Source organism: Spirosoma aerophilum (assembly GCF_054782495.1).
Map to the genome: position 1 here is coordinate 1 of NZ_BAAGSJ010000028.1, position 6,204 is coordinate 6,204.

At 47.5% G+C, this 6,204-nt stretch carries 5 protein-coding genes; 3 read left to right on the top strand and 2 right to left on the bottom strand.

Annotated features, from left to right (window positions below; genetic code table 11):
- Positions 1-227: 227 nt before the first annotated feature.
- Together ACYVK4_RS26710 and ACYVK4_RS26715 are read right to left on the bottom strand one after the other, a co-directional pair.
- Positions 228-2,903, bottom strand: coding sequence for a permease prefix domain 2-containing transporter (locus ACYVK4_RS26710; RefSeq protein ID WP_461130632.1), 2,676 nt, complete (start codon positions 2,901-2,903; stop codon positions 228-230).
- A 3-nt stretch (positions 2,904-2,906) separates the two neighbouring features.
- Positions 2,907-3,242 (bottom strand): PadR family transcriptional regulator, encoded by a 336-nt coding sequence (locus tag ACYVK4_RS26715; RefSeq protein WP_461130633.1) that lies wholly within the window; start codon positions 3,240-3,242, stop codon positions 2,907-2,909.
- A 566-nt stretch (positions 3,243-3,808) separates the two neighbouring features.
- Here ACYVK4_RS26715 and ACYVK4_RS26720 point away from each other — a divergent pair.
- The 3 genes from ACYVK4_RS26720 to ACYVK4_RS26730 are packed head-to-tail and all read left to right on the top strand — an operon-like array spanning position 3,809 to position 6,047.
- Positions 3,809-4,723 (top strand): SDR family oxidoreductase, encoded by a 915-nt coding sequence (locus ACYVK4_RS26720; protein WP_461130634.1) that lies wholly within the window; start codon positions 3,809-3,811, stop codon positions 4,721-4,723.
- Between the two features lie 32 nt (positions 4,724-4,755).
- Positions 4,756-5,118: a hypothetical protein gene (locus tag ACYVK4_RS26725; RefSeq protein ID WP_461130635.1), complete on the top strand. Its 363-nt coding sequence runs from the start codon at positions 4,756-4,758 to the stop codon at positions 5,116-5,118.
- Between the two features lie 20 nt (positions 5,119-5,138).
- Positions 5,139-6,047 (top strand): helix-turn-helix domain-containing protein, encoded by a 909-nt coding sequence (locus tag ACYVK4_RS26730; protein ID WP_461130636.1) that lies wholly within the window; start codon positions 5,139-5,141, stop codon positions 6,045-6,047.
- Positions 6,048-6,204 lie beyond the last annotated feature (157 nt).

A 6,204-nucleotide genomic window follows, 5' to 3' on the forward strand; every position in this document is an offset into this window, starting at 1 on the left:
GGTAATGGCCATCCTGGCCGAACATCCAAGCATTCGACTGATCAGTGGATGAAATGTTTGGGTTGGGCACGACTTCAACTGAAAGATGATGTCTCCCCAATCAGAAGCCATGGGTATCCGTTCTCAAATTAACGCTCCTATTTTTGAGGTAAAGTGGCTCTTTGTCATCGTATCGTGGAATAAAATTCATTGGCTCGTCATCATCTGCCCATGAACGGCTTGCCGTTTTACTCGGCTTTTAACACCTTTACCGGGTCAATTTGCCCTGCTCGAATGGTTTGGGAGAGGACAGTCAGCAGCCCGACTATAGCAACCGAAATAAAGCCGATGCTTATATTGAGAAGACCCAAATCCAAATGACTGCCGATTTCTTTTCTGAGTAAATCGCCACAAAACAAGCCCCCTGGAACACCAATTAGACCGGCAAGTAGGATAAGAATGCCAAAATTCTTGGTAACTATCCACACCAATTTTAGATTGTTTGCGCCTAATATTTTTCTGATACCCAGTTCTTTCCTGCGCGTTTCGACCGAGTAACTGGCGATGCCTAAAATGCCCAAAGCCGCGATGATCATCACAATCAGGGCAGAGCCGCCAAAAATTTCCATTTCTCCACTGATTTCGCCTGAATAACGATACGCTTTTAAGTTATACAGATTGGCTGTTTTCTCAGGGAAATGATCTTTCCATACCGCTTGAATGGCCTTGGTCGCTTCCTGTTCTGTATTTGGCTTTATTTTTATAGTCAAGGTGGTTATTTCATTAGGCAAATACCGATAGAGTAATGGGCGTTGTTGGCCAATAAGCTCATTGGGTAGGATGCCAATGACTTGTACCGAGGCCGAGTCCAGCCAGAGAGTTTGCCCCACCAAGGTCTCCGATTTAGCGGCCAATAAGTTGGCGGCCGCTTCATTCACCAACACATATGGCTCCGTATGGTGAGGCATAGTTTTTGGAAAATTTTGCCCGGCTAGCAGGCTGATACCTTCTGTTTCAAGTGTTCGTGGGTCAATACTGACGTAGTTTATGGCCAGCGTTTTATCGTTTAGCGTCACCGAATCTTTACCCAGTTTAAGGGGCTCATAGTACCAGTTGGTGGCCAACGTCGTTTCTACTTGACTTAGCTGACGTATTTCGTTTTGCAGGTTTTGATAGTTTTCCCCTTTTAAATCTAGTGTCAGCACATTGGATGGCACGGTGGAGCGGATGATGGCCCCATTTTTTCGATCATAATCGGCTACGATAACAACCAGTATCATAAACAGGATGGTCACCGAAAATTGAACGACGATCAACCCTTTGTAAACCGCCACGCCCCGGAAGAGCTTTATCGTCTTCAGTTTACGCAAAACCTGGATCGGCTCAAACGCGGACAATAGCCAGGCCGGCAGTGCTCCTGCCACTAAGCCCGTCATCAGGGCATAGGTTACCAAGCCTACTACTAAGGCTATATCCCAGGAGAAGGTCACATCATCCATATCGGGTACATAGTGGGCTAAAAGAGTAACACAGGGCACGGTAAACACCAAAGCCAACAGGGCAACCAGGGTCGATTCCAGTAAAAATTGACCCATAACCTGTCCTCTGGTGGCACCAATGGTTTTGCGCACCCCGACTTCCTGCGCCCGGGAGAAAGCCCGCGCCAAGGCCAAACTGATATAATTAAAAGCCGCCAAAAGGGTTAACGATAGAATGATGACTAGCTGCGTTTTTACGTCTTCCCAACTCGTGCCCGCATGGGGGTTATTTTTAAGATCGATTTTTCCTGGGGTAATTTCTTCGAGGGGTTGTGCCAAAAATTGAAGCTGACTCTTAGCCAATGTCCGAGTATAGTGCTGGAGCGTTGCATTCAGTTGCGCTATATTACCGTCTGATTGTAAACGGGCATAAATGGCTGCACTCTTGAAGTCGCCCCAATCTTGTGAACTCGTAGGGATGGCTCCTTTTTTTTCCAGCCCTTCAGCCGACCGAATGGATAACAGGGCCTCAATGGGCAGATGGGTTGCGAAAGGAGGGTCCTGGATGATTCCCCCAACGGTATAATAGCCTAACTTGTCAATTTGAACCCTATGGCCGACCACATTGGTGTTGCCAAATAGTTTCTGGGCTGTTTTTTGGGTTAAAAAAAGGGTGGTGGCATTAGTGGCCAGGCTTTGGGCAGTACCGGACAACAAGTGAAAGCCAAACACCTCAAAAAAAGAAGGCTCAGAAAAGGTTATGTCAATGGGAACATCCCCTCGGTCGGTTTGCAGGTTATGTTTTCCGGCCAGCCGTACTTTTACCGTTTTTTCCACCAGGGAGACGCTTTCCAGTTGAGTCGCTAACAGCCCTGGAGCGGTTGCCCAGTTGGTTTGTTGCCCCTCGGTTGTTTCTTGGGTAAGTAGGCGTACGAGTTGATTGAATTTGGGATGAAAATGGTCGGTATCAAACGTGGCTTTCAGGCCGGTAAACAGAATAACCCCCACCGCCATACTCAGCGATAAGCTCAGAATATTGACGAGGGAAAACAGTTTGTTTTTCCACAGGGTGCGCCAAGCGATTAAAACATAGTTGCGAATCATATCTGGATGAAGTAGAAGCGGTGAGAAATGTTTAGGGGTAAAGTAAGACCGGGTGGTGGCCCCTCGCTTTATGAAGGGCTCCTGTTGCCGAATGACCAGGCTGGTCACTCGACGCCGTAGATAATAGGGTCGAATGACCTTCAGCGCTTCCAGCCCATACCAGAAGCGGGCTCTCCAGGAACCGAGTTGGCGGGCTCGCTGGGCAAATTGCTCGTGCAGATCGCCCTGTAACTCTTCCAGCAGATCAGGGGGCGTCAACCACCGGAGCAGGCGGTCGGCCCAGCGGGGCGGCCGGCGATCCGGCGGCCGCTGAGGGGTTGGGTCGGAAAAAGACGGGTTCATAAGTTAAGAAAAGAAAGGTGTGGGTAAGGCGTCCCAAAATCCCATGCGAAGTTGACGCATCTCCCGCAGTACTTGCCCACCAGCCGCCGTTAGGGTGAACAGGCGTTTGCGCCGTCCGCCCCGAGCCAGGGTAGCTCTACCTAATTCCGAGTTCACCAGGCCTTTTTCTTCTAAACGATACAAGACGACATGTACGCCCGTGACGGAAGTGGTTCGTTGGGTTCGTTGCTGGAGTTCCTCGGCAATGGTTACGCCATAGGCCCCGGTGGGTTGGCCTTGCAGGAGGGCCACGGTGAGTAAGACCAACTCTTCAAACTCGCCCAGATAGGTTCGGCTCATAGCCAGTGGACTAAAAGGTATATTTCTTTAGTACTTGTTGAACAAATAGAGTGCCAATTCTATAAGTGGCTAATCTTCAAGAATATATCCTGAAAAGATTGTATGCATGTCCGAAACCGTACAAGATCTGTCCGGTAATAGATAAGCATGAGCCGTTTAAATGACCTCCGATTTACACAGAAATACATTCTCATAAATGCCTCCCAACCGAGACGAAAGAACATTCATGTATTCACTTCACGAACTGAGCGTTTTAATAGATCCTCCTATCAATAAGCCGATCGGATGATTGACAAAAAATCCGTCAGCTGTGACTAGCAACAAAACGCCTTGTCTGGACAACCAGGTTTGTCGTTGAAAACGACTATGTTTCAGGTTCGCGGGAAATCGGTCACTAATTTACTTACTGCTCTTCGCTCGTCTTAAGGCTGGCAATACACTAGCCCAAAAATTGGCGGTCTTTGTCCATGCAGTACATTCCACTACAACAATACGACTTTTGGCTACAGCTGCTTTGTTAATGGCACCCACCTTTGCAGCAACAAAACCAGTAAACAAAGAAGAAAGTGAAAAATTGGACAATAGACGATATGCCTCAAAGAAGCAGCGGTTTAGCTGTCATTACAGGGAGTACCGAAGGAATCGGATATGAAGATGCAGTGGCGCTAACATCGGCCGGATGGACTGTACTCGTGCTGGGGCGTAACCCGCAAAAAGGAGCGGAATCAATTGCCCGAATTCAACAGCCTAACCCTAAAGCCAACGTAAGTTTCGAGAAAATAGATCTGGCCGACCTGGCATCAATCAAATCCTTTGCGTCGAGAATGAGGGCAAAAGGGCAAGCCGTCGATCTGCTCATCAATAATGCGGGCGTCATGACGCCCCCCAAACGACTCGAAACAGCCGAGGGCTTTGAGCTACAGTTCGGCACGAACCATCTAGGTCACGTTGCCCTGACCGCAAAACTGCTCCCCTTATTGCGTCAATCACCCGATGCCCGTGTAGTTACCCTGTCCAGTGTAGCCAATCGGGAAGGAAGAATCAATTTTGATGACCTTCAGTCAATAGCTTCGTATGATCCGGGGAAAGCATACAGTCAGTCAAAACTCGCGAACCTGATGTTTGCTTTAGAACTTCAGCGGCAAAGTGAAAAGCACGGTTGGGGCGTCACGAGTGTGGCTGCCCATCCGGGTGTTTCCCGGACAAATCTGCTGATTACGGGAGCCGGGCGATGGAGCGCCTCCGGCATGGCGAGAACCTTTCTTCCCTTTTTGTTTCAACCCGCTGCACAGGGGGCCTTGCCAACCTTATATGCCGCAACTGCTGGGGAGGCTAAAGGAGGCATGTATTATGGACCGAACAAGCTGATGGAGACCCGTGGCTTTCCCGCTGTGGCAAAAATACCGGCACAAGCTAAGGATGCAGCTGTTTCTATGCGATTATGGGAGCTATCGCAGGAGCTAGCCAACGTTGCATTTTAGTCCTTTCCAATTTGTACTTCACCAATAATACTATGAAACGGATTGGTTTTATCGTAACAGCCTCCATGATGCTTTTATCCTGTAACCCCCCAAAAACTGTATACATCAGCAATAAAACGGGCACCCCAATCAGTTTACTGGTGAACAGCTCCTATCAAACTAACCAGTATATTCATTTTATAGACTCTCTAAATGGATTGCGGATAGAGAAGAAAAAAGTGTTAGATTTTGGTCAGGGCAAATGGACCAAAGAAGACAAGGCCAGTCTTGAGGAATTGATTAAACACATTAGGATTGTCAAAGACGGAAGCGCCACCGCTATGGATATGCCCAGTAAAACCGAGGTGTCGCACATACGTTTTAACGTGGAGGAACTTTGGCTAAACATCAAATAAGAAAAGATACTACTGCTTGAATGAAAAATTTCAAACCCTACAAAGTACAGTCCATTTCGCAGCTGCACCACCTGGCAGGCATCCCCAAACCGCATCATCCACTCATCAGTTTGTTGAATCTGGACGGTATGGCCAATAACTCGGACATTACTTCGGTAGTGTTTGATTTTTATGTAGTATCGATGAAGCGGGGTTGCGATAAACTTTTCTATGGACAACAGAAATATGATTTTGATGAAGGCGTGATGGCTTTTCTGGCTCCGGGGCAACTATTGCGCGGCGAAGCCAATGGTTTGCCGCAGCAGCTGAGTGGCTGGATGCTGTTTATCCATCCTGACTTTTTATGGAATACGGCACTGGCCAAAAAAATTAAGCAATACGAATACTTTAGCTATGCTACCAATGAAGCACTGTTTGTTTCTGAAAAAGAAGAAACCATCATCAACTCCATTGTTGACACGATTCGAAACGAGTACAGTTCCAATATTGACAGGTTCAGCCAGGATGTCATCGTCGCCCAGCTGGAGGTATTGTTTACGTATGCCCAGCGGTTTTACGAACGCCAATTCATTACCCGAAAAATTGCCAGTAGCAAACTTTTGAACCGCGTAGAAGAGGTACTAAGCGATTATTTCAACAACGACGATCTATTGTCGACCGGACTGCCAACCGTTCAGTACGTGGCCAACGAGCTACATGTTTCGATCAAATATCTGGGCAGCCTATTAAAACAATTAACGGGCCAATCCACCCAGCAGCATATTCATGAGAAGCTGATCGAAAAGGCGAAGGAGAAACTATCAACTAGCAGTCTTTCTGTCAGTGAGATTGCTTACGAACTGGGCTTTGAACATCCGCAGTCGTTCAGCAAGCTCTTTAAAAGCAAGACCAATCAGAGTCCGTTGGAATTCAGAACTTCGTTTGACTGACTGCCAAACACCCCATTGGCAGTTTTCCACTAAAATTGCTTGACATAAACTGTGTATGATCCGTCTCACAAAATGCTCCCCAGTGAGACAAAACATCTTCTCTTCCTAAATGTGAATCCATTTCAGTAATCTGCTACTGCGCCTATTTTTGAAAGGA